Origin of the sequence: Marinobacter oulmenensis, from assembly GCF_014201735.1 — a bacterium.
Classification (GTDB): domain Bacteria; phylum Pseudomonadota; class Gammaproteobacteria; order Pseudomonadales; family Oleiphilaceae; genus Marinobacter; species Marinobacter oulmenensis.
This window is the reverse complement of record NZ_JACHFE010000018.1, coordinates 1-2615: the sequence shown is the minus strand read 5'-3', so window position 1 is coordinate 2615 and position 2615 is coordinate 1. Positions and strand designations below refer to the sequence as shown.

At 45.4% G+C, this 2615-nt stretch carries 3 protein-coding genes; all 3 read left to right on the top strand.

All coding sequences use genetic code 11. The features are described from left to right. The first annotated feature begins 104 nt into the window (after nucleotides 1–104). The 3 genes from HNR38_RS17100 to HNR38_RS17090 all read left to right on the top strand — a co-directional run bounded on the left by HNR38_RS17100 (nucleotide 105) and on the right by HNR38_RS17090 (nucleotide 2403). Nucleotides 105–362, top strand: a complete 258-nt coding sequence (locus tag HNR38_RS17100) for a hypothetical protein (protein WP_183706595.1) — start codon at nucleotides 105–107, stop codon at nucleotides 360–362. A 621-nt stretch (nucleotides 363–983) separates the two neighbouring features. After that, nucleotides 984–1928, top strand: coding sequence for a hypothetical protein (locus HNR38_RS17095; RefSeq protein WP_183706593.1), 945 nt, complete (start codon nucleotides 984–986; stop codon nucleotides 1926–1928). Nucleotides 1929–2007: 79 nt separating this feature from the next. After that, a complete protein-coding gene (locus tag HNR38_RS17090) occupies nucleotides 2008–2403 on the top strand; it encodes a hypothetical protein (protein ID WP_183706591.1) in 396 nt (131 codons plus the stop codon). The last annotated feature ends 212 nt before the right edge of the window (nucleotides 2404–2615 follow it).

Genomic DNA, 2615 nt, shown 5'->3' with positions numbered 1-2615 from the left:
CCTTATACGTTGCCCGCTGGCCTCGGTGACAGCGGCTTAGTCCAACGCACATTTAAAGGTCATGCTGCGCACGACCTTTAAATGCTTCAGTGTTAGGAGAACGTATGAGTATATTTGATGATAGTGAAATTGTCGTAACGCTTTATGACGGAAAGGAAATTAAAATTCCTTATGAAAGCGTAAAGAATCTTCAAGAATACTTTGGTGTACATCCTATTGATGTTGGTGGCATGTCAATAGCTGGCTCCAAAAAAGAATACGTAAAAATAGAAACATTTGACGGAAAAACGTTTGAAATCCCGCGATCTTCAGGGAACGACACAGAAATTTTAAGCTTTTTACTTAGGTGGCAGCGTCGCTAACCCTTCTGTTAAGTGGGGTGTGCCAAAAACCGCGCGCCTTACCTTTACGTTAGGAGATGAGTTGTGCTCTATAGCTTTGAGTTCGCAAAGAGGCTCATCGAGGCAGCAGAGTCGATATTCCGTGACGGAGCCGAAAAGGATGAGGCTGGTCGCACAGTTCTATATTTGAGTTGTTTGTCTTGTGAAATCAGCCTAAAAGCACTTCTAGAACGCTCTGGCTACTCATCAAAGGAATTGAAGAAGTTGTCTCACGACCTATCTAGGTTACTGTCTGAGGTCAGTTCTTGCACTGTTGCCTCAACTGGCGAAAGGGCTTCTCGCATCAGGTCGAAAATGGTGATTCCACAGACCGCGAATGGCACAGTCGGGACGTTACTTGAGTCAGAGATGTCGGGCGGTTCCGTTTATCCAAACGAGATACGTTATGGAAGTGCAGTGCTGCATTATCCTCCAGAGGCAATGCTGAACTGTGCAAAAACAGTGATTGATTGGTGCATTCAACATGATGGGAGTCTTGTCCGTGCGCAAATCTCCTAACAATTCTCAGCAGTTCGCGGCCTATGGCCGCCGGACGCCCCTGACGGGCCACCGCTGTGCTCCGCGTTATATTTTAGAGGAAGCATGAGCGTAATTAAGCGTGGTCCCTTCAAGGTTCCTAAATTAACGGAAGAGCACCCCTTGTACGGGCGACTGCTCGCAAGAGAAGCTGAGAAGCTAGCCTCCCTTCCTGATTTTTCTGAAGACAAAGGACTTTTTATCCTTTCAGATTTTGGTGGAGAGCACAAAGGTGCAGACTTTGCTACATACTCCTTTTTGATTTGCTCCGCTGACAAAAGAGTTGTTTTTGAAGAGAAAGCCAAAGAGTTGAGGGTCAAACACGGACTAGACGATCCGTGGAAAGAGTTTGGTTTTAAAGATCTAAGCTATGGCCCTATATCTAGGTCACTGGAGGAATTTCTTAGCCTTGCTGACAATTTCATTCACGGTGCTTTGATTACCATTTCTGTGGATCAGAGAATCCCGAGTCTTTTTGGGCTTGAGAAAAAAGAGGCCTACGATCAAATTGTAGAGATATTCCGACAGAACGACTTGGGCGAATGGAAAGGCAAGGAGTCAGAAAAAGTACTTCGGGTATGCCATGCAATTAGCATATTTATGTCACTCGTTGCTTTCTCAGGTCAAAAGATATTGTGGTTATGCGATCACGATTCAATAAATGTAGATGGGAAAAGGCGGGATTTCAGCCACACCCAGAAAATATTTGGGCACTGCCTAGCAATGTATAGCGACAATCTGTACGAAATATATGGGTTTGCAAAGCCATTCGAAAAGGATGTCGGAACAACAGACTTACTCAGCTTGGCTGATTTTTCAGCTGGCATTATACAAGAGATTCTTCAAAGTGAAGTTGCAAAGAAAGATATACAGCTATCTGATGAGAAAGCAACGCTAGCTAAATGGATGGGCACGGATAGTTCATTCCTCACCAAGACGAACTTGGTTTTTATTCAACAAGATGATGGGGATTGGGGTGTTGGCTCTGTCGACATTCAAGCAAAAATATAACAATCGCAAGCACTCGGAACAATTTTCCGCTGCGCTACAAATTGTCCGGTGTTGCGGGCGTTATGTTCATTGAGGAAATATGAGTGAGCTTTCGATAAATGGCGAATGGCCATCTCTTGAAGGCAAGGTTCTTCAGGAGTTGATCTGCCATGAGATGTACTATCAGGGAAAGCTCGAAGAGACGGCGAATGTTACTTTCATAAAGGTGGATGGCCATTGGTTAAGGCTGTATTTTGACTATGACATCATCTTCTGGCGAGCTAAATACTCAGTTCCGCAACCGTACGAAATGCCAGAGCACAATTCTTACTTCAAAACCCGGGATGTTGGAGCGGAGCTTGAACTATGCGGCCAAATCATAAAAAGCGTCGCGGCGAAGGGTCTAAAGAGAGGCGTAGAAATTGAATTCAAGTTTGATAACGGCAGGAGTATCTTCTTTCAGAGCATCGATGATGTGTCGAGCTACAGGACATAACAAGGCCATGCATCGGATGCCAAAACCGCCGCTTCGCTGTGGTTTTGTCACCGGTGATGGCCGGCGTTAACACTATGGATATCGACTACAACGTAATCGCAACGGGCTTGATTGCCCCAGGGGTTCTACCCCGTTTCCACGGACGGTTTTAAAGCGGCTGATAACTTCTGATCCTGAACGGCAACTCTACGTCGCATCCTGGGATTATGGAA